Consider the following 20,604-nt stretch of genomic DNA (forward strand, 5'->3'; position numbering starts at 1 on the left):
ACCCGGCGCGGCTTCGCAAGCGTTGCCCCGGCGGCTGCGGCGCGCTAGGCGAAGGGTGGCCTGCCGGACAGACCGAAGGGGAAGACCATGATCCATCGCATGACGATCCGCGTCTATTACGAGGATACCGATCTGGCGGGGATCGTCTATTACGCCAATTACCTGAAGTTCATCGAGCGCGCGCGCAGCGAATGGGTGCGCGGCCTGGGGATGGACCAGGCGCGGCTGAAGGCCGAGACCGGCACGGTCTTTGCCGTGCGCCGGATCGAGGCGGATTACCTGAGCCCTGCGCAGTTCGATGACCTGATCGAGGTGGAGACCGAGCCGGCGGAGGCCACGGGCGCGCGGCTGGTGCTGCGCCAGGATGTTCTGCGCGACGGTGTCATGCTCTTTTCGGCCCGCGTGACGCTGGTTGCGCTGACCGCCGCGGGCCGGCCGGGGCGGATGCCCAAGCTGCTGACGCAGGCGGCAAAGGGCTGAGGCCCTGTGCGCCGGCATGGGCGGAATGTTGACAAGTCGGTGTTGTGGGTTGGCTTTCCCGATGGATTCCGGCTAGAATCGCTGTCAAACGCAGGCCGCAAAGGCCCATAACAACGAGCAGGCGATATGGAACCCACCACCCTTGCGGCGGCGCAGGAGATCGATTTCTCGCTGCTGGCGCTGTTCATGCGCGCCACCCTGACGGTCAAGCTGGTCATGGTCGGACTGATGATCATGTCCTTCTGGTCATGGGCGATCATCATCCAGAAGCACCTTGCCTTTCGTGTGGCGCGGCGCGAGGCCTCGATTTTCGACCGGGCCTTCTGGTCGGGCGAGCCGCTGGACGAGCTGTTCGAGAAGCTGGGACCGACGCCCGCCGGCGCTTCGGAGAAGATCTTTGCCGCCGGGATGCTGGAATGGCGGCGCAGCCACAAGCAGGACGGCGGCCTGATTGCGGGCGCCCAGGCGCGCATCGACCGGGCGATGGATGTGGCGATCGCGCGCGAAAGCGAGCGGCTGAACAAGGGTCTGTCCTTCCTGGCCACCACCGGCTCGACCGCGCCCTTCATCGGGCTGTTCGGCACGATCTGGGGGATCAAGCATTCGTTCGAGCAGATCGCGATTTCGCAGAACACCAACCTGGCCGTCGTGGCGCCCGGCATCGCCGAGGCTTTGCTGGCCACAGGCATCGGCCTGATCGCGGCCATCCCTGCGGTGGTGTTCTACAACAAGCTGAACTCGGACAGCGACCGCATCGTCGGCGGCTATGAGGCCTTTGCCGACGAGTTTGCCACCATCCTTTCGCGCCAGCTGGACGCCTGAGCCATGGGGGCAGGGGTCATCCAGAAATCGGGCGGCAGCGGCGGGCGCAGGCGGCATCGCCGCGGCAAGTCGGCCGCGATGAGCGAGATCAACGTCACGCCCTTCGTGGACGTGATGCTGGTGCTCTTGATCATCTTCATGGTGGCGGCGCCGCTTCTTACAGTGGGCGTGCCGGTTGAACTGCCGAAGACCGCCGCCAATGCCATGCCGACCGAGCAGGAAGAGCCGCTGACGCTGACCGTCACCGCCGACGGGCGGCTGATGATCATGAACACCGAGGTGGCAGAGGGCGAGCTGATCCCCAAGCTGACGGCGATTGCGGCGCAGCGCGAGAACAAGAAGGTGTTCCTGCGCGCCGACGGGTCCATCCCCTATGAGCGCGTGGCGCAGATCATGGGCGCGATGAACCGCGCGGGCTTCACCGACATCGGCCTGGTGACCGACACCCAGGGTCCGAGCTTCGGCGCCGACCAGGTGCCGGCCGAGCCCGCGGGCGACGGCGGCTGAGCGGGCCGGGGCGATGAACACCGGCACTGTCATCTCCGGCATCGGGCATATGGGCCTGATCCTCTGGGTCGTCCTGGGGGACTGGCTCTTTGCGCCGCAGGACATGGAGCCTGTGCAGGTCACGCAGGTCTCGATGATCTCGTCGGCCGAGTTCGATGCGATGATGGCGGCTGCGCCCTCGACCGAGACCCCGGCGGAACAGCCGGCCCCGGCCGAAGAGATCAAGGCGCCCGCGCCGGTGGAGCCGGCACCGGAACCGGAGCCTGAACCGGCGCCCGAGCCCGCCCCGGAACCGGCAAAGCCAGAGCCTGCGCCGTTGCCCAGGCCGGTGGAGCCCGAACCCGAACCCGAGCCGGAGCCCGAACCGGCGCCGGACCCCGAGCCTGTGCCCGAACCGGAGCCCGAGCCCGCCCCGGTGGAGGCGCCGCCGCCCGTGGCCCCGCCCGCCGCGGTGGAGCAGCCCATCCCGGTGCCGACCTCCTCGGCCCGCCCGAAGCCGCGGCCCTCGCAGCGCGTGGCGCCGGTTCCTGCCGAGGCGCCCGAGCCGCAGACCGAAACCGCGCCCGAACCCACGCCCGCCGTGACGCCGGAACCGACGCCCGAGCCGCAGGTGGTCGAGGAGGAGAAGCCCGAGACCGCGCCCGAGGAAGCGACGACGCAGATCACGCCCGAGGCTGAGCCGACCGACGCGGCCCCCGAGCTTGCGCCGACGGCTTCGGTCCGGCCGCGCAACAAGCCCGCCAAACCGGCGAAGCCGGCAGCGGCCGAGACGGCCACGGCCTCGTCCGACAATGCGGCGGCCGAGGCTGCGGAGGCGGCCGCGGATGCCGAGGCGGAGGCCATCGCGGCCGCACTGGCCGAGGCGGCCGCCGAGAGTGCCGCCGAGGGCGGTCAGGAGGCGCCTCAGGGCCCGCCGATGACCAGCGGCGAGAAGGACGCGCTGCGGGTTGCCGTGCAGCAATGCTGGAATGTGGGCGCGCTGTCCTCGGATGCCTTGCAGACCACGGTGGTGGTGGGCGTGAATGTCTCGCAGGACGGCGTGCCCGATGCCGCCTCGATCCGGCTGATCGAATCGCAGGGCGGCACCGATGCCGGGGCGCGCGGCGCCTTCGAGGCCGCGCGGCGTGCCATCATCCGCTGCGGCGCGCGGGGCTTCCCGCTGCCGCCCGAGAAATACGACCAGTGGAAGGAACTGGAGCTTGTCTTCGATCCCAGCGGGATGAGGATGAGATGACCGCCCCGCTGCCCATCATCCCCCCGACCCCCGAACAGGGAGCGAACCGCCCGATGACCCGCCTGAAAACCCTTGCCACACTTTTCGCCGCCCTTGCCGCACTGGCCCTTGCCGTGCCGCAGACGGCCACGGCCGAGCCTCTGCGCATCGTCATCACAGATGGCGTGATCGAGCCCTTGCCCTTTGCCATTCCGCAGTTCATCGCGGAAAACGGCGCGGCCGGGGAATATGCCGCCAACCTGACCAGGGTGGTGGCGGCCGATCTGGCGGGAACCGGCCTTTTCGCCGAGATCCCGGCGAATGCCTACATCAGCCAGGTGACCAGCTTCGACGCCCCGGTGGCCTATGAGGATTGGAAGGCGATCAACGCCCAGGCGCTGATCACGGGCGCGGTCAGCGTTTCCGGCGACAAGCTGGTGGTGAAGTTCCGCCTGTTCGACATCTTCTCGGGCCAGCCCCTGGGCGAGGGGCTGCAATTCGCCGGCACCACGAAAAGCTGGCGGCGCATGGCGCACAAGGTGGCCGACCAGGTCTATTCCCGCATCACCGGCGAGGGCGGATACTTCGACAGCCGCGTGGTCTTCGTCAGTGAAAGCGGACCGAAGGACAACCGCCAGAAGCGCCTGGCCGTGATGGATTACGACGGCGCCAATGTGCAGTACCTGACGGATTCCTCCTCCATCGTCATCGCGCCGCGCTTCTCGCCCACGGGTGACCGGATCCTGTTCACCTCTTATGCCACGGGGTTCCCGCGCATCTATGTGATGGACGTGGCCAGCCTGAAGACCCGCGCGCTGGAGGAACAGCCCGGCACCATGACCTTTGCCCCGCGCTTTTCGCCCGATGGGCAGACCGTGGTGTTCAGCCTGGAACAGGGCGGCAACACCGACATCTATGCGCTGGACATCGGTTCGGGCCGGCTGCGGCAGCTGACGGACGCACCCTCGATCGAGACGGCGCCGTCCTTCTCGCCCGATGGCAGCAAGATCGTCTTCGAAAGCGACCGGTCGGGCACGCAGCAGATTTACGTGATGCCCGCGGGTGGCGGCAACGCGACCCGCATTTCCAACGGGGCCGGGCGCTATTCCACCCCGGTCTGGTCGCCGCGCGGCGACCTGATCGCCTTCACCAAGCAGAATGCCGGGCGCTTCCACATCGGCGTGATGCGCACCGACGGGTCCGAGGAACGGCTGCTCACCTCGTCCTTCCTGGACGAGGGCCCGACCTGGGCGCCGAACGGCCGCGTGCTGATGTTCACGCGCCAGGGCGCGGGGGCGGGCGGCCAGCCCGCGCTTTGGTCGGTGGACATCTCGGGGCGCAACCTGCGGCAGGTGCCGCTGGACCAGCCCGCCTCTGACCCGGCCTGGTCGCCGCTTTTGCCCTGACGGGCGCGTGATTGCCCCCTGCGGCGGATTCCCCTGCCGCAGGGAACCTGATATGTTTGGCCCATCGAGCCAAGACCAACAGAGGGAACCCTCATGCCCCGACTTTCCAAGGCCGTCCTGCTGATCGCGATGCTGGGCCTTGCGGCCTGCCAGAACCCCGACCGTTACGGCGCCGGAAGTGGCGCGGGCGGTGCAGGTGGGGCCGGCGGTGCCGGTGGAACAGGGGCGGGAGGCATCGGCACCTCGGCCCTGGGCGATGCCAGCAATCCCGCCTCGCCCGCCTATTTCCAGGCCAGCGTCGGCGACCGCGTGTTCTTCCTGGTGGACCAGTTCACCCTGACCGACACCGCGCGCCAGACGCTTGTGGCGCAGGCCGCCTGGCTGAAGGCCAACCCCGACTACGGCATCCTGATCGAAGGCCATGCCGACGAGCAGGGCACGCGCGAATACAACCTTGCCCTGGGGGCCAAGCGCGCCAGCGCGGTGCAGGACTTCCTGATCGTGCAAGGCATCCCCGCCAGCCGCATCCGCACGGTGAGCTATGGCAAGGAACGCCCGGTTGAGGTCTGCTCGGACGAAGCCTGCTATGCCAAGAACCGCCGCGCCGTGACGGTGCTGTCGGCCGGATCGGGGGCCTGATCCGGTGCGCGCCGCCTTCGCCCCCGCCCTGGCGCTTGTGCTGGCGCTGACGGCCGTGCCGTCGCTGGCGCAGGACAACAGCCAGACGCTGGCCGACATCAAGGCCGAGCTGGGCCAGTTGTCGGCCCAGTTCGACACGCTGAAGTCGGAACTGATCTCGACCGGGGCGGCCACGTCCGGCGCCGCTGGCGGCGATGCGCTGCAACGGCTGGATGCGATCGAGGCGGCGCTGGCGCGACTGACCGCGCAGACCGAGGCGGTGGAGCAGAAGGTCAACCGTGTGGTGAGCGAGGGCAGCAACCGGCTGGGCGACCTGGAGTTCCGCGTCTGCGAGCTGGAGGAAGGCTGCGACGTCACCAAGATCGGCCAGGCGCCCCTAGGCGGCGAGACAACGGCGCCCATCGCGCCCGCGCCTGCGCCCGCGCCGTCCGATACGGGCTCCGACGCAGGCGGCGCCGAACTTGCCGTCAACGAGAAAGCCGATTTCGACCGGGCCAAGGAGGTGCTCGGTCAGGGTGACTTTCGTACCGCCGCAGAGCTCTTTGCGACCTTTGCCCAATCCTATCCTGGCTCGCCCCTGATGGCCGAGGCCCAGGTGCTGCGCGGCGACGCGCTGACCAGCCTGGGCGAAACCTCGAAGGCGGCACGGGCCTATCTGGAGGCCTTTTCGGGCCAGCCCGACGGGCCGCAGGCGGCGGGCGCGCTGTTGAAGCTTGGCCGCTCGCTTGGCGCCCTGGGCCAGACGCCCGAGGCCTGCATGACGCTGGCCGAAGTGGGCAACCGCTTCCCCGGTTCGGCCCAGGCGGGCGAGGCCGTGGCTGCGGCGCAGGGCTTCGGGTGCCAGAACTGACCCAGGCGCTGCGGCTGGCTGTCACGGGCGGCGCGCCTCTGGGGGTTGCTGTATCGGGCGGCGGGGATTCCGTCGCCCTTCTGCTTTTGCTGGACGATCTTCGCCGCGCGGGCGGCCCGCCCTTGGCCGCCGTGACGGTGGATCACGGGTTGCGCCCGGAAGCCGCTGAAGAGGCGGCGACGGTGGCGCGGCTTTGCGCGCAACTGGGTGTGCCTCATGACACGATGCGCTGGACCGAGGGGCCGACGGGTGGGAACCTGATGGACCAGGCCCGCCGCGCCCGTCGCCGGCTGATCGCCGGCTGGGCCAGGGCGCGGGGCATTTCTCGCGTGGCGCTGGCGCATACCGCCGATGACCAGGCCGAAACCTTTCTGATGCGGCTGGCGCGCGGCTCGGGCGTGGACGGTCTGGCCGGCATGGCGGCCAGTCGCGAGGCCGAGGGCATCCAGTGGCTGCGCCCGCTTCTGGGCATCCGGCGCGCGGCGCTGCGCGACTACCTGATCGCGCGTGGTCAGGGCTGGACCGAAGACCCCACCAATGACGACCCCGCGCATGACCGGACCCGCGCCCGGCAGGCGCTGCCGGTCCTGGCCGGGCTTGGCCTTACGGTGGACCGCCTGACTGCCACCGCCGAACGCCAGGCCCTAGCACGCGACGCGCTGGAGGAGCTTGCCAACCGCACCGCCCGTGCTGTGGGGCGTATTGAGGCGGGCGAGGTGCTCTTGTCCCCGGCCCTGGCCGACGCCCCGCGCGAGACTCAGCTGCGCCTTCTGGCCCGTGCCATCGGCTGGGTCACGGGGGGTCACTACCGGCCCCGCCTGTCAGCACTGGCCGACGCGTTGGACGCCCCACGCCGCGCCACGCTGGCGGGTGCGGTTGTGTCGCGGGGCAAGACCGGGCTGCGCGTGGGCCGCGAGTTGCGCGCCTGCGGACCGGCGGTCGCCCCGGGGCAGGTCTGGGACAATCGCTGGATTGTCTCGGGGCCGGACGCGCGGGCCGAGATCCGCGCGCTTGGCCCCGAGGGGCTGGCACATCTGCCCCGCTGGCGCGAGGCTGGACTGCCGCGCGCCACGCTTGTCGTGTCTCCCTCGGTCTGGCTGGAGGGCCGTCTTCTGGCCGCGCCGCTGGCTCGTCCAGAGGCGGAATGGCGCGCAATTCCGGCCCGCGACCCCCTGTCCTTCTTTGCCGGACTATTCGCGCATTGAACCCCCCGGCTTTATCCCTATTTTAGTCGCAATGTCGAAAGGCTCCGACCCCGGAGCCGTGGAGGAGTCTTCCCGTGGGAAATATGCGGAACATCGCGTTCTGGGTTGTCCTGTTTCTTCTGATCCTGGCGCTGTTCAACCTGTTCAATGGCGGCGCGACGACCATGTCCTCGCGGTCGATCTCCTATTCCGACTTCATCCAGAAGGTGGATGCCGGCGATGTCACCAGCGTGGTGCTGGATGGCGAGCGCGTGACGTTGCGCACCAAGGACGGCACCACCTTTGTGGCGATCAAGCCCACCGGGGAAGAGGTCGCCGACCGCCTGATCGGCAAGGGCGTCGAGGTCCGGGTGGAACCGCAGGAACAATCCGGCGTGATGTCGCTGATCTCGATCTGGCTGCCCTTCATCGTGCTGATCGGCGTCTGGATCTTCTTCATGAACCGGATGCAGGGCGGCGGTCGTGGCGGCGCCATGGGCTTTGGCAAGTCGCGCGCCAAGCTTCTGACCGAAAAGCATGGCCGCGTGACCTTTGACGACGTGGCGGGCATCGACGAGGCCAAGGAAGAGCTGGAAGAGATCGTCGAGTTCCTTCGCAACCCGCAGAAGTTCAGCCGTCTGGGCGGCAAGATCCCGAAAGGCGCGCTGCTGGTCGGCCCGCCCGGCACGGGTAAAACACTTCTGGCCCGCGCCATCGCCGGCGAGGCAGGCGTGCCCTTCTTCACCATCTCTGGGTCCGACTTCGTAGAAATGTTCGTGGGCGTCGGCGCCAGCCGTGTGCGCGACATGTTCGAACAGGCTAAGAAGAACGCGCCCTGCATCGTCTTCATCGACGAAATCGACGCCGTGGGCCGCGCGCGCGGCGTGGGCATCGGCGGCGGCAATGACGAGCGCGAACAGACGCTGAACCAGCTTCTGGTGGAAATGGACGGGTTCGAGGCGAACGAAGGCGTCATCATCGTGGCCGCCACCAACCGCAAGGACGTGCTGGACCCCGCGCTGCTGCGGCCCGGCCGGTTCGACCGGCAGATTCATGTGCCCAACCCCGACATCAAGGGGCGCGAGAAGATCCTCTCCGTTCACGCCCGCAAGGTGCCGCTTGGCCCCGATGTGGACCTGCGCACCATCGCGCGTGGCACGCCGGGCTTTTCGGGCGCCGACCTGATGAACCTTGTGAACGAGGCGGCGCTGATGGCCGCCCGCGTTGGCCGGCGCTTCGTGACGATGGAAGATTTCGAAAACGCCAAGGACAAGGTGATGATGGGGGCCGAGCGCCGGTCCATGGTCCTGACCCCCGACCAGAAGGAAAAGACGGCTTACCATGAGGCCGGCCACGCCATCGTGGGCATGAACCTTCCGAAATGCGACCCGGTCTACAAGGCGACGATCATCCCGCGCGGCGGTGCGCTTGGCATGGTGGTCAGCCTGCCCGAGATGGACCGGCTGAACATGCACAAGGACGAGGGCAAGCAGAAGATCGCCATGACCATGGCGGGCAAGGCGGCCGAGATCATCAAGTACGGCGAAGAGGGCGTATCCTCCGGTCCGGCGGGCGATATCCAGCAGGCTTCGTCGCTGGCCCGCGCCATGGTGATGCGGTGGGGCATGTCCGACAAGATCGGTAACATCGACTATGCCGAGGCGCATGAAGGCTATCAGGGCAACACCGCCGGCTTCTCGGTCAGCGCCCACACCAAGGAACTGATCGAGAACGAGGTGAAGCGCCTCATCGACGAAGGCTACGAAACCGCCCGACGCATCCTGATCGAGAAGGCGGATGACTTCGAACGTCTGGCCAAGGGCCTTCTGGAATACGAAACCCTGACGGGCGACGAGATCCGCAAGGTCATGGCGGGCGAAGCACTGGGCGGCGATGACGACAGCGCCGGCTCCAGCCCTGGCGGCGGCATCACCTCGGTGATCGGGGTGCCAAAGACCAAGCCCAAGGCTGCATCACCCGGGCCGGAACCCGAGCCCGCGGTGTGACAGGCATAGGCGCAACAGACTGGAACCCCGAAACCTATGCCAGGTTTCGGGGTTTGCGTTTGCGACCGGCGCTCGACCTGCTGGCGCAGGTGGGAGACCTGCCGGACGGCCCGGTGATCGACCTTGGCTGCGGCAACGGCGCGGTCGCGACCGCGCTGGCCGAACGCTTCCCCGGCCACCCCCGCATCGGGGTGGATGCCTCGCCCGCGATGTTGGCCAAGGCGGCGGAAAGCGGCCTTTACCATGTGATATGCGAGGCGGATATCGCCGCCTGGGTTCCCCCGGAACCGGCTGCGCTGATCTACTCGAACGCCGCGCTGCACTGGCTGCCCGACCACGCGGCCCTCATGCCGCGCCTTGCGGCACGTCTCGCGCCCGGCGGCGTTCTGGCGGTGCAGATGCCGCGCCAGTATGGCCAGCCCTCGCACCGCTTCCTGCGCGACATTGCCGCCGCGATGTTCCCCGGCCGCTTCGACCTTGCCGACTGGCAACCGCCAGTGGCCCCCGCGGCCGACTATTGGGCGATGCTGGAGCCCCTGGGCGAGGTCACGGCCTGGGAGACGGATTACATCCAGCCTCTGCCCGCCGATGACGATGCCCACCCGGTGCGCCGCTTCACCGAATCCACCGCCATGCGGCCCTTCCTCGACCGGATGGACCAGGTGGAAGCGCGGTCCTTCACTCGCGCCTATGACGAGGCGCTGGCCTCGGCCTATCCGTTGCGGCCGGACGGATCGGCGCTGATGCCCTTTCGCCGGACCTTCTTCACCCTGCGGCGCTGACCCCGCGCCTTGCCCGGGTTCTTCGAAGAGGTCGGCCCCCGCCAGGCCAAACGCCCCGCGCCGGGCCCGAGGTTTCCCATCGGAAACCTCAGGGGCGGATTTCGCGCCGGACAGGTCGGAAATCCGCCTTGCTGGCCCGGTTTCGCCCGGTATCACGTCGCAAACGGGCAAAGCCCTCCAGGGAGACGCGAGAATGGCCTTCAAGACCGACATCGAGATTGCGCGGGAAGCGAAGAAGAAGCCGATCATGGAGATCGGGGCAAAGCTCGGCATCCCGGCCGAACACCTGCTGCCCTATGGCCATGACAAGGCCAAGGTGGGCCAGGAGTTCATCAAGTCGCTGGCGGGCAAGCCCGATGGCAAGCTGATCCTCGTCACCGCCATCAACCCCACTCCGGCGGGCGAAGGCAAGACCACCACCACCGTGGGCCTGGGCGACGGGCTGAACCGCATCGGCAAGAAGGCGGTCATCTGCATCCGTGAGGCCTCGCTTGGCCCGAACTTCGGGATGAAGGGCGGCGCTGCGGGTGGCGGCATGGCCCAGGTCGTGCCGATGGAGGAAATGAACCTTCACTTCACCGGCGACTTCCACGCCATCACCTCGGCCCACAACCTGCTGTCGGCGATGATCGACAACCACATCTACTGGGGCAACGAGCTGAAGATCGACGAGCGCCGCGTGGTGTGGCGCCGCGTGATGGACATGAACGACCGTGCGCTGCGCGACATCGTGGTCTCGCTTGGCGGCGTGTCGAACGGCTTCCCGCGCCAGACCGGGTTCGACATCACCGTGGCCTCGGAAGTCATGGCGATCCTCTGCCTGTCGAATGACCTGGAAGACCTGCAAAAGCGCCTGGGCGACATCGTCGTCGCCTACACCCGCGACAAGAAGCCGATCTACTGCCGCGACATCAAGGCCGACGGCGCGATGACCGTGCTTCTGAAGGACGCGATGCAGCCGAACCTGGTGCAGACGCTGGAAAACAACCCGGCCTTCGTGCACGGCGGCCCGTTCGCCAACATCGCCCACGGCTGCAACTCGGTCATCGCCACCAAGACCGCGCTGAAGCTGGGTGAGTATGTCGTCACCGAAGCCGGCTTCGGCGCCGACCTCGGTGCCGAGAAGTTCTTCGACATCAAGTGCCGCAAGGCCGGGCTCAAGCCATCGGCCGCCGTCATTGTGGCGACCGTGCGCGCGATGAAGATGAACGGCGGTGTCGCCAAGGCCGACCTGGGCGCCGAGAATGTGGAGGCCGTGAAGAAGGGCTGCCCGAACCTTGGCCGCCACATCGCCAACGTGAAGTCGTTCGGCGTGCCGGTTGTCGTGGCGATCAACCATTTCTATTCGGACACCGACGCCGAAATCCAGGCGGTGAAGGATTACGTGGCGGCTCAAGGCGCCGAGGCGATCCTGTGCAAGCACTGGGCGCAAGGCTCTGCCGGGATCGAGGATCTGGCGAAGAAGGTGGTCAGCCTGGCCGAAAGCGGCGCAAGCCACTTCGCGCCCCTTTATCCCGACGAAATGGGCCTGTTCCAGAAGATCGAGACCATCGCCAAGCGCATCTACCACGCCGACGAAGTGCTGGCCGACAAGTCGATCCGCGACCAGTTGAAGGCCTGGGAAGCCGCCGGTTACGGCCACCTGCCGATCTGCATGGCCAAGACGCAGTACTCGTTCTCGACCGACCCGAACCTGCGCGGCGCGCCCACCGGCCATTCGGTCCCGGTGCGCGAGGTGCGGCTTTCGGCCGGCGCGGGCTTCATCGTCGCCATCTGCGGCGAGATCATGACGATGCCGGGTCTGCCCAAGGTGCCGAGCGCCGAGGTGATCCGGCTGAACGATGCGGGCCAGGTCGAAGGGTTGTTCTGAGTCGTCGACCGGCGGAGCGGGGGGTTTCACACCCCCCGCGCCCCCCGTGGGATATTTGTGAACGGAAGAAAGGGCAGGGGAGTCGCCTGTCCAAAGAGGGCGCGATGACAGCAGCGGTGATCGACGGCAAGGCCTTTGCGGCCAAGGTGCGGGCCCAGGTGGCGGCGCATGTGGCGAAGCTGAAGGAAGAACAGGGCCTGACGCCGGGTCTGGCCGTGGTTCTGGTGGGCGAGGACCCGGCCTCCCAGGTCTATGTCCGCAACAAGGGCACACAGACCGTGGAATGCGGCATGGCGAGCTTTGAACACAAGCTGCCGGCCGAGACTTCGGAGGCCGAGCTTCTGGCCCTGATCGCCCGGCTGAACGCCGATCCGGCGGTGCACGGCATCCTGGTGCAACTGCCGCTGCCAAAGCATCTGGACAGCGATCTGGTGATCAATTCCATCGACCCAGCGAAGGACGTGGACGGCTTCCACATCTCGAACGTGGGCCTTCTGGGCACCGGGCAGAAGTCGATGGTGCCCTGCACGCCGCTTGGCTGCCTGATGATGCTGCGCGACCATCATGGCTCGCTGGCCGGGCTGAACGCCGTGGTCGTGGGCCGGTCGAACATCGTGGGCAAGCCGATGGCCCAGCTTCTCTTGGGAGACAGCTGCACCGTGACCATCGCGCACAGCCGCACGAAAGACCTGGCCGCCGTCTGCCGCGGCGCGGATATCCTTGTGGCGGCGGTGGGCCGGCCCGAGATGATCCCCGGCGACTGGGTGAAGCCCGGCGCCACGGTGATCGACGTGGGCATCAACCGCATCGAGCGCGACGGCAAGCAGAAGCTGGTGGGCGACGTCCACTACGCCAGTGCGGCCCTGGTCGCGGGCGCCATCACCCCGGTTCCTGGTGGCGTCGGACCCATGACCATCGCCTGCCTTCTGGCCAACACGCTGACCGCCTGCTGCCGCGCCAACGGTCTGGCGGAACCAGAAGGCCTCACCGCCTGACACGGCTGCGCGACCGCGCGCTCAATTGGGCGATTCCGCCGTTGCCAATTCAACCTGCAGCCGGTAGCACCATGCTGTAAGCGGTTGCATCGGCAGGAAGAATGCGACGTGTGTTTGACGAGTGGCTGGCGCCGTTCCGCCAGCGCGGTGCCTATATGTTCTGGTTGGCCGTCTCCTTGGCCGTGGCCCTGGTGGGGCCGTTTGGCACCTATGCCGCGATGGATCTGCCAAGCCGGTTCGTGCTTTGGGGCGCCACCGTTGCCCTTGTCCTGTTGGCCGCATCGCTGTTGTCGGTTCTGATTCGCCGTGTGCCGCGCCTGCGTGACAGCTGGCTTTCCGGGCTGGCCGTCGGGGCGATGCTTGCGATCCTTCTGTCCTTTCCCTTCAGCCGGATGGTCCAGGCCTTCGCCCCGCAAGAACCGCCGGTCCATTCCGCGACCGAAATCGGCGCTTCTCTGTTCTTCGCCACCATGGCCGCCGCCGCCTTCTCGCGGCTGCGCGCGCCGCCGAAGACCGGAGGGGAACCGGCCCCGGCCCCCCAGCCGGCGCCATCACCTGATCCGGCCGCGGCCAGCGAAGCGCCCGAACCCCGGCTTCTCCGGCGGCTCGACCCGGACCTGCGCGGCCGCCTGATCTCCATCTCGGTGCGCGACCACTATGTCGATGTCGTCACCACGGCGGGCCGCGCCAGCCTTCTCATGCGGCTTTCGGATGCCATGGCCGAGGCCGAGGGCGAGGAGGGCGCGCGCATCCACCGCTCCCACTGGGTCGCCCGCCATGCGGCGCGCGGCATCCGCCGCAGCGGGAACCGCGTCCTGTTGGAACTGGCCGACGGCAACCGCCTTCCGGTCAGCCGCACGCAGCGTTCGCAGATCGACGGCTGGGACCTGCCCGAGACCGAAGATTCCCAGGCGCTCGCCCCGGAATCGTGAAAGCCGGCGGCTTCCTGCCGGTCGTCCTGTCTCGAAAGAATAGGTGACGTTGCGGCAGCCGGACGTTCCGTTCAAGAGGTCCTTACCCCAGATCGAGTCCCGCCGTGCCCCGTTCTTCGCTTGCCGCCCTTGCCCTGTTGTGTCTTCCTGCAGCCGTCCCCGGCCATGCGGCAGAGCCGCTGCTCCCGCCCGAAGGCGATGTCGTCCTGACCGTCACCGGTGCAATCGGCACCGCCAATCAGGGCGATGCCGCGGTCTTCGATCTTGCCATGCTGCAAGCGATGGAACCCGTGACCATCACCACCACCACGATCTGGACCGAAGGGCCGCAGGCCTTCACCGGCGTACCACTGAAGGCGCTGCTCGACAGCATCGGCGCCGGCGGAAAGCCGGTCGAGGCGCATGCCCTGAACGACTACTTCACCGAAATCCCGGTCGACGACATCACCGATCCGGGCCCCATCGTCGCCTATGCGCAGAACGGCAGCCTGCTCTCCGTGCGCGACAAGGGGCCGCTGTGGATCGTCTATCCCTATGACGACGACGCCCGCTGGCGCAGCGAGGTGATCTATACCCGCAGCATCTGGCAGCTGAACGCGCTGGACGTCCTGCCCTGACAGCGCTTGCCGCCGGGCGCCGCGAAACCCATATCCCGGTCATGCCTTCTTGCGGTGCCCCATGATTCGCCTTGATCCGGCCGGCCTTCCGGCCTTCGACAACAGCTATGCCCGCGACCTGCCCGGCTTCTACGTGGCCCAGGCGCCCGATCCCGCGCCTGCTCCGCGGCTGGTGCGGCTGAACCACGCGCTTGCGGCCGAGCTTGGGCTGAACCCTGCCGGGCTGGAGCCGGTTGCCGCCGAGGTGTTTTCCGGCACGTCACTCCTGTCGGGGATGGAACCCATTGCGCAGGCCTATGCCGGGCACCAGTTCGGCGGCTTTTCGCCCCAGTTGGGCGACGGCCGCGCTGTCCTTCTGGGTGAGGTGATCGACCGCGCGGGCAACCGCCGCGACATCGCGCTGAAAGGCTCGGGCCGCACGCCCTTTTCGCGCGGCGGCGACGGAAAGGCGGCACTTGGCCCGGCCTTGCGCGAATACCTGGTGGGTGAGGCGATGCACGCGCTTGGCGTGCCCACCACCCGCGCTCTGGCCGTGGTGGAAACCGGCCAGCCCGTTCTGCGCGAAGGGCTTTTGCCCGGCGCGGTGCTGACCCGCGTTGCTGCCAGCCATATCCGCGTCGGCACCTTCCAGTTCTTCGCCGCACGCGGTCAGGACGACAACGTGCGCCGCCTGGCCGACTATGCCATCGCCCGGCACCACCCCCAGGCGGCCCAGGCGGCAAACCCCTATCTCGCCTTCTTCGATGCCGTGGCTGCGGCACAGGCGCGGCTCATCGCGCAGTGGATGGGCCTCGGCTTCATCCACGGCGTGATGAATACCGACAACATGACGATTTCGGGGGAAACCATCGACTACGGCCCCTGCGCCTTCATGGAGGCTTATGCGCCCGGCACGGTGTTTTCCTCGATCGACACCCAGGGCCGCTATGCCTTTGGCAACCAGCCCACCATCCTGTTGTGGAACCTTGCCCGGCTGGCCGAAACGCTGCTGCCGCTGTTCGATGCCGACGAAAAGACGGCGGTGGATATCGCCAATGCCGGCCTGGACCGCGCCGCCGCCGCGTATCAGGCCGAATGGGGCGGTGTGATGCAGCGCAAGCTGGGTCTTGATGCCGATGACGCCGCGCTGCGCGAAGGCTTCCTCGCGCTTCTGCCCGGTGCCGACTGGACGCGCGCTTTCCGCGCCCTTGGCCCCGCTGCCGAAGGCGATGCGACGCGCCTGCGCGCCCTGATCTCCGACCAGCCCGCCCTGGCCGATTGGCTCGGCCACTGGCAGGCTCGGCTTGGACCCGGCGCCCGTGCCCGGATCGAGACCGCCAACCCGGCGGTGATCCCCCGCAATCACCTGGTGGAAGAGGCGCTCGCCGCCGCCCATCAGGGCGACATGGCCCCCTTCGACTCCCTTCTTGCCGCCATCACCGACCCGTTCCACGAGGTGTCGGGCCGCGAGAAATACCTGCTTCCCGCTCCCGAAGGCTTCGGGCGCTACGTCACATACTGCGGCACCTGAGCCGTCCCCCGCGCCTTGGCCTGTAGGGCAAGTGCCTCCCTCCCCCTTGTGGGGAGGGATGGGGAGGGGGCTCACCCCGCCTTCACCCCGGCAGCCCCGGCTCCAGCCGGGCCACCTCGCGCCGGAACGACAGCGCCTCGCCCCGGTCGGGGGCATCCAGTTCCTCGGCATAGCGGCGCCCGGCATAGGTGGCCCAGGCAATCGGCCCCGGCGCTTCGGCATCGCCGATCCGCTTCACCGAGGCGATCCCGGCGCTCTGCCAGTCCAGCGCCCGCACCGCGCGGAAAAGCCCTTCCTCGGCCACGCGCGAGGTGACGAGCACCAGCGCCTCTGCGGCGATCCGGCTTTCCCGCCCGGTATAGGCGCAGGACAGGCGCAGACCGTCCGCCTCCACCGCTTCGGGCACCCGGCTGAGTTCCAGTCTGACCCCCAGGTCCAGCAGCCGCCGCTGGATGATCCCCTGCTCCAGCGTGTTCTCTGTCCATTCGGCCACCTTCACCGCCGGCGTGACGAAAACCACCTCGCAGCCCCGCGCCACCAGCAGTTCGGCCAGCACCGAGCCCATGTAGAAATGATCGTCGTCATAAATCGCGACGCGGCCCCGTATCGGCCCGCCCCCCGCCATCAGGTCGTCTGGCGTGAAGACCGGCATCGCGGAATCCATCGCAATCGGCGCCAGGTGCCGTCGCGCCACGACATCCCGCCGCCAGGTCGCCCCCGTGGCGATGCAGACATGCTCCGCCCCCATCGCCAGCACGTCCTCGGCACTCAGGAGGCTTTCGCGATAGACCTCAACGTTGGGCATCGGCGCGATCTGCCCCACCCGGTAATCCGCCACCCGCCCCCAGGCCGACAGCCCCGGCAGCTTGCGTTCCCTGGCCACGCGCCCACCCAGCTCGCGCCCGGCCTCGGCCAGCGTGACACGGTAGCCCCGCTTGCCCAGCAATTGCGCCGCCTCCAGCCCCGCCGGCCCAGCCCCCACGATCAGCACGGAGTCCGATGGCCCCTTCGCCCGCACCCGCTCCGGATGCCAGCCCTTCCGCCACTCCTCCATGAAGGCCGTGTTCTGCGTGCAGCGGCTGATCGCCCCGGTCATGTCGCCCGACACGCAGATGTTGCAGCCGATGCACTCGCGGATGTCCTCGAAGCGGCCCTCCTCAATCTTCTTGGGCAGGAACGGGTCGGCAATCGACGGCCGCGCCGCGCCGATGAAATCCAGCACGCCCGAGCGCACCTGCCGCACCATCTCGTCCGCGCTGGTGAAGCGGCCCACGCCCACCACCGGCTTGGGCGTCAGCGCCTTGATGCCGCGCACCAGCTCTTCCTGCGCCGCCTCGGGCTTGAAGCGGGAGGTGCCGGAACAGGCCTCCCACGTCCCATGCGCCAGGTCCCACAGGTCCGGCACCTCGGCGTTCAGCGCGATGAACTCCCGCAGCTCCGCGTTGGAAAGCCCCTTCGGCCCCTCCTCGTGCAGGGACAGCCGCAGGGTGATCCCCATCTCGCCCTTCGTCACCTCCCGGGCGTCTTCCACCACCTCACGCAGGAAACGCGAGCGGTTCTCCAGCGACCCGCCATATTCGTCATCCCGCAAGTTCGTGGCGCGCGACAGGAAATGCTGAAAGATACCAAAGCCATGCGCGCCATACAGGCAGATCAGGTCGAACCCCGCCTGGTGGCTGCGCCGGAACGCGGCCCGGAACCAGCCGCGCAGCTCGCGGATGTCCTCGCGGTCCAGCGCCCGCGCCTGCACCGGGTCGGAGGTGAAGGTCAGGATCGGTCCTGCCGAAACCGCCAGCGGCACCTCGCGCGAGTAAAGGTTCGGCCCGTTGATCCCCGAATAGGCCAGCTGAATCCCCGCCAGCGCGCCATGCGACTTCATTGCCTCGGCCATCGCCGCCAGCGCCGGGATGTCCTTGTCCTCCCACAGGTGCTGCTCGATGAAGGGCGTGATCTCGCTGGTGGGGTGGATTTCGGTCTGTTCGGTGAAGATCACCCCCCAGCCACCCTCGGCCTTGGTCCGCCGCATCTCGGCCACCGCCGAAGGGTCGCGATAGCCGCCGCCGTTGCAATGCGGCACCTGGAAGAAGCGGTTCTTCGCGACCTTCGGGCCGATCCGCACAGGCTCGAACAGCACGTCATAGCGCGAGTCCCGGAGGCTATCCTTCGCCATCTCACACCTTCCGGAAATCGGCGGCCTGGGTGCTCAGGCGGGCCGGGTCCACGGCCGGGATGTCGGCCACCAGCAGGGCAGGGGCCTCGCCCGCCTGGGCCAGCACCTCGCCATGCGGCCCGGCAATCAGACTGCCGCCGACATAATCCAGGTCGCCCTCCACCCCGCAGTAATTGGCATAGGCGATCGCCACGCCATGATTGGCCGCCATCGCCGGCACGGTGGCGCGCACCACATGGAAGAACGGCTTCATATTGGCCGTGGGCACCAGGATGACCTCTGCTCCCCGCGCCGCCAGCTCCGCCACATGCGGCGCAAACTCGATGTCATAACAGATCAGAAGCGCCGCCTTGACCCCGCCCAGGTCAAAGACTTCGTAAGCCGAGCCGGGCACATAGAGCGCCTTCTCGCGCGGGCCATAAAGCTGGATCTTGCGGTAATGCGCCACCTCTCGCCCGGCTGCGTCGAAGGCCACAGCCGCGTTGTAGACCGCCGCGCCATCCCGCTCGGCATAGCCCGTCACCACCCCGCAGCTTGCGTCCCGACACAGGGCCGCCAGCGCCCGGTGCCACGCGCCGCCCCGCGGCTGCGCCAGCGCAGGAATCCGGTCGCTGTTGTACCCCGGCAGCCAGCTTTCCGGCGCCACCAGCGCCGCCGCCCCCAGTGCCCCCGCCGCCTTCAGCGCGGGCGCCAGGGCCGCCAGACCCGCCGCCGCATCCCCCGCCGGGGAGGCCCCCTGCCAAACCGCCAGCCGCATGACCGCTCCCTTTCCTTCAGGGCCGCCACGCGCCACCCTGCATTTTCTGCCCGCAACTATCCCACGGGGTAGTCCATCGCGTTTTCGCCATCGGTTCAAGAAGACCGATGGACTGGGGGGTGTGAAACCCCCGCAGCGCGGTCTAACCCCGCAATCCGGCCAGAGGTCATACCCCTGAAATCCGCGCAATCCATATCCTTTAAGAAAAGCAGTGGTATATACCCCCCAAGAGGTATCATGCCCGACCCATCTCCCGATCCCGCCCCCCAACTCGCCGCCGCGATCCGCGCCCTCGGCGCGCCGGCCTTCCCTGACCGCCTGACTGACTGGTTTCAGGCCGCGCTTTCGCCCGACAACCTGCTGATCCTCGCCTACCGCGGCGCCGATCCGCCAGAGGTGCTGCACCGCTGGTCGCCCCGCGGCCCGGTGTTCCGGGCACTCGATGACTACCTCGCCGGCGCCTGGCGGCTCGACCCCTATCTCGCCCTGCACGAGGGCAGCGCCGCGCCCGGCCTCTATCGGCTGGCCGATCTCGCCCCGCCCGGCTTTCGCCGCAGCCGCTACTACCTGGGATACTACCGGGCGACGACTCTTATCGACGAGGCGACATTCCTCGCCCGGCCCGGCCCCGGGACGACGCTGATGCTTTGCCTCGGCCGCGATGCCGCTTCGGGCCGGCCGTTCACCGCCGCCACCCTGGCGGAAGCCCGCCGCATCGCCTCCGTTGCCGCCGCTTTGGCCGAGCGGCATTGGCCCGCCGGACATCAGCCGCCGTCAACCCCGTCGCCTTCACCATCGCCGGCGGTCCCGCTCGCGGCCGGCCTGGCGCATCGCCTGCACGGCGCCACCGGGATCGCTCTCACTCCGCGCCAGGCGGAAATCGCGCTCCTCGTGCTGCGCGGCCATTCCAGCGCCTCGGTGGCGCTGCACCTTGGCCTCTCGCCGCAGACGGTGAAGGTTTTCCGCCGCCAGATCCACGCGCGCTGCGGCGTCACTTCGCAGGCCGAGCTTTTCGCGCTGTTGATGCCGCATCTGTCTGCGCCCCAGCCCTGACCCGCTGCCACTGCAAGGGGAGGCCAGGTTTCCTGGAAGAAACCGGCAAATTCCTTTGAAGGAGTTTGCCCGCCCGGCCCCCGGCGGCCCGCCTCAACCCCGCTCGGCCAGCAGCGCCATGGTCAGCATCTGCGCCAGCCAGCCGGCATGGCGCTCTCTGGAATACCCGCCGAGCCCGGTCATCAGCCCGTAAAGCTCGGGGCTCGCCAATTGCCACAGCAATTCGGTCACTTCCTCGACCCCCAAGCCATCGCGCAGCCCGTCCAGCCTGCAGATGGCCTCTGCCACCCGGCCCAGGTTGGCCCGCCGCCCGGCGTGGAGCCTCCGGTACAACTCGGCCATCTCCGGCTCGGACTCCGCGGCCGATCGGACCACAGCCAGCACCGGGGCAACCCTCTCCAGAATTTCGGAAAGATAGGCCGCCCAAAGTGCGATCTGACGTGCCGGGTCCGTCTCGGCACGGATCAGTGCGGGCCGCTCACTGTCCAGAAAATGCGGGCCGGGTGCGCCTTCAGCCACGCGCGATGTCACCATCTCGCCGATCAAGGCAACTTTCGTGCCAAAGACCGCATAGACCGTCTCCTTCGAAACCCCCGCCTCCCGGGCGATGGCAGCGATGGTCGCGCCCTGCCAGCCGCCCGAGATGACGATCCGCGCCGCCGCATCCAGAATGGCCTGCCGCGTCGCCCCGGCCTGCGCGGCGCGCAGGTCCGACTTGTAGCTGCGTCTGGAGCGGTTCGTCATTTCCATCTTGCGTTAATGTATTCATTACACTTAAGGTGCAATGAAACTCAAGTCCACTCATCTCGAT

General features: G+C 68.2%; 19 protein-coding genes. 16 read left to right on the plus strand and 3 right to left on the minus strand.

Annotation, left to right across the window (positions count from 1 at the left end; translation table 11 throughout):
• Window positions 1-87 precede the first annotated feature (87 nt).
• The 15 genes from ybgC to JO391_RS00850 all read left to right on the plus strand — a co-directional run bounded on the left by ybgC (window position 88) and on the right by JO391_RS00850 (window position 15,813).
• Window positions 88-480 (plus strand): tol-pal system-associated acyl-CoA thioesterase, encoded by a 393-nt coding sequence (ybgC, locus tag JO391_RS00780; protein ID WP_220662321.1) that lies wholly within the window; start codon window positions 88-90, stop codon window positions 478-480.
• 126 nt (window positions 481-606) lie between these two features.
• A complete protein-coding gene (gene tolQ / locus JO391_RS00785; protein ID WP_220662322.1) occupies window positions 607-1,302 on the plus strand; it encodes a protein TolQ in 696 nt (231 codons plus the stop codon).
• Between the two features lie 3 nt (window positions 1,303-1,305).
• Window positions 1,306-1,809 carry a protein TolR gene (tolR, locus tag JO391_RS00790; RefSeq protein ID WP_220662323.1) on the plus strand — a complete coding sequence of 168 codons (504 nt, stop codon included), beginning with the start codon at window positions 1,306-1,308 and terminating at the stop codon, window positions 1,807-1,809.
• A gap of 13 nt (window positions 1,810-1,822) precedes the next feature.
• Window positions 1,823-3,043 carry a cell envelope integrity protein TolA gene (tolA, locus tag JO391_RS00795; RefSeq protein WP_220662324.1) on the plus strand — a complete coding sequence of 407 codons (1,221 nt, stop codon included), beginning with the start codon at window positions 1,823-1,825 and terminating at the stop codon, window positions 3,041-3,043.
• A 53-nt stretch (window positions 3,044-3,096) separates the two neighbouring features.
• Window positions 3,097-4,428, plus strand: coding sequence for a Tol-Pal system beta propeller repeat protein TolB (gene tolB, locus JO391_RS00800; protein ID WP_220664389.1), 1,332 nt, complete (start codon window positions 3,097-3,099; stop codon window positions 4,426-4,428).
• A 93-nt stretch (window positions 4,429-4,521) separates the two neighbouring features.
• The gene (pal, locus tag JO391_RS00805; RefSeq protein WP_220662325.1) at window positions 4,522-5,067 is read left to right on the plus strand and encodes a peptidoglycan-associated lipoprotein Pal; all 546 of its coding nucleotides are present in this window, start codon (window positions 4,522-4,524) and stop codon (window positions 5,065-5,067) included.
• Between the two features lie 4 nt (window positions 5,068-5,071).
• Window positions 5,072-5,917: a tol-pal system protein YbgF gene (gene ybgF, locus JO391_RS00810; RefSeq protein ID WP_220662326.1), complete on the plus strand. Its 846-nt coding sequence runs from the start codon at window positions 5,072-5,074 to the stop codon at window positions 5,915-5,917.
• Window positions 5,905-7,122: a tRNA lysidine(34) synthetase TilS gene (gene tilS / locus JO391_RS00815; RefSeq protein ID WP_220662327.1), complete on the plus strand. Its 1,218-nt coding sequence runs from the start codon at window positions 5,905-5,907 to the stop codon at window positions 7,120-7,122. The genes ybgF and tilS overlap by 13 nt, the downstream gene beginning before the upstream one ends.
• 74 nt (window positions 7,123-7,196) lie before the next feature.
• The gene (ftsH, locus tag JO391_RS00820; protein ID WP_310795058.1) at window positions 7,197-9,107 is read left to right on the plus strand and encodes an ATP-dependent zinc metalloprotease FtsH; all 1,911 of its coding nucleotides are present in this window, start codon (window positions 7,197-7,199) and stop codon (window positions 9,105-9,107) included.
• 59 nt (window positions 9,108-9,166) lie between these two features.
• The gene (locus tag JO391_RS00825) at window positions 9,167-9,889 is read left to right on the plus strand and encodes a methyltransferase domain-containing protein (protein WP_375155678.1); all 723 of its coding nucleotides are present in this window, start codon (window positions 9,167-9,169) and stop codon (window positions 9,887-9,889) included.
• A gap of 193 nt (window positions 9,890-10,082) precedes the next feature.
• Window positions 10,083-11,759 carry a formate--tetrahydrofolate ligase gene (locus JO391_RS00830; RefSeq protein WP_220662328.1) on the plus strand — a complete coding sequence of 559 codons (1,677 nt, stop codon included), beginning with the start codon at window positions 10,083-10,085 and terminating at the stop codon, window positions 11,757-11,759.
• A 104-nt stretch (window positions 11,760-11,863) separates the two neighbouring features.
• The gene (gene folD, locus JO391_RS00835; protein WP_220662329.1) at window positions 11,864-12,754 is read left to right on the plus strand and encodes a bifunctional methylenetetrahydrofolate dehydrogenase/methenyltetrahydrofolate cyclohydrolase FolD; all 891 of its coding nucleotides are present in this window, start codon (window positions 11,864-11,866) and stop codon (window positions 12,752-12,754) included.
• A gap of 101 nt (window positions 12,755-12,855) precedes the next feature.
• Window positions 12,856-13,686: a LytTR family DNA-binding domain-containing protein gene (locus JO391_RS00840; protein ID WP_220662330.1), complete on the plus strand. Its 831-nt coding sequence runs from the start codon at window positions 12,856-12,858 to the stop codon at window positions 13,684-13,686.
• A 104-nt stretch (window positions 13,687-13,790) separates the two neighbouring features.
• Complete coding sequence (locus JO391_RS00845; protein ID WP_220662331.1) at window positions 13,791-14,303, plus strand: putative pterin-binding protein; 513 nt, start codon at window positions 13,791-13,793, stop codon at window positions 14,301-14,303.
• Between the two features lie 61 nt (window positions 14,304-14,364).
• On the plus strand, window positions 14,365-15,813 hold the full coding sequence (locus JO391_RS00850; protein ID WP_220662332.1) for a protein adenylyltransferase SelO: 1,449 nt from the start codon (window positions 14,365-14,367) through the stop codon (window positions 15,811-15,813).
• Window positions 15,814-15,895: 82 nt separating this feature from the next.
• On the opposite strand, the gene JO391_RS00855 is transcribed toward JO391_RS00850, so the two are convergent.
• Complete coding sequence (locus tag JO391_RS00855) at window positions 15,896-17,983, minus strand: oxidoreductase (RefSeq protein ID WP_220662333.1); 2,088 nt, start codon at window positions 17,981-17,983, stop codon at window positions 15,896-15,898.
• 1 nt (window position 17,984) lies between these two features.
• Window positions 17,985-18,740 (minus strand): nitrilase-related carbon-nitrogen hydrolase, encoded by a 756-nt coding sequence (locus tag JO391_RS00860; RefSeq protein WP_220662334.1) that lies wholly within the window; start codon window positions 18,738-18,740, stop codon window positions 17,985-17,987.
• A gap of 237 nt (window positions 18,741-18,977) precedes the next feature.
• Between JO391_RS00860 and JO391_RS00865 the strand changes: the two genes are divergently transcribed.
• Window positions 18,978-19,793: a helix-turn-helix transcriptional regulator gene (locus JO391_RS00865; protein WP_220662335.1), complete on the plus strand. Its 816-nt coding sequence runs from the start codon at window positions 18,978-18,980 to the stop codon at window positions 19,791-19,793.
• A gap of 93 nt (window positions 19,794-19,886) precedes the next feature.
• On the opposite strand, the gene JO391_RS00870 is transcribed toward JO391_RS00865, so the two are convergent.
• A complete protein-coding gene (locus tag JO391_RS00870; RefSeq protein ID WP_220662336.1) occupies window positions 19,887-20,537 on the minus strand; it encodes a TetR/AcrR family transcriptional regulator in 651 nt (216 codons plus the stop codon).
• Window positions 20,538-20,604 lie beyond the last annotated feature (67 nt).

Source organism: Neotabrizicola shimadae (assembly GCF_019623905.1).
In the GTDB taxonomy this organism is placed as follows: Bacteria; Pseudomonadota; Alphaproteobacteria; order Rhodobacterales; family Rhodobacteraceae; genus Neotabrizicola; species Neotabrizicola shimadae.